1 protein-coding gene is annotated in these 202 nt (G+C 71.8%); it reads left to right on the top strand.

Features of this window, described 5'->3' with window-relative positions; all coding sequences use genetic code 11:
* A partial coding sequence (locus OO54_RS41295) for an SNF2-related protein (RefSeq protein ID WP_157856625.1) occupies positions 1-202 on the top strand: 202 nt, incomplete at both ends.

Raw genomic sequence — 202 nt, 5'->3', positions numbered from 1 at the left:
TGTGCGCTGGATGACGAAGGTGGCCGCGCTGGGCCTGGGCGGAATCCTCGCCGACGAGATGGGCCTGGGCAAGACGGTGCAGACGATCGCCGCCCACCTTCTGCGGCAGGCCACCCCCGCCACCGCCGGTCCGACGCTGGTGGTCGCGCCGCTCTCAGTGCTGAACCACTGGAAGGACGAGATCACCGCCACCGCGCCGGGC

The organism is Streptomyces wedmorensis, from assembly GCF_000716445.1.
Classification (GTDB): Bacteria; Actinomycetota; Actinomycetes; order Streptomycetales; family Streptomycetaceae; genus Streptomyces; species Streptomyces wedmorensis.
This window is presented reverse-complemented; position numbering and strand designations above follow the sequence as displayed.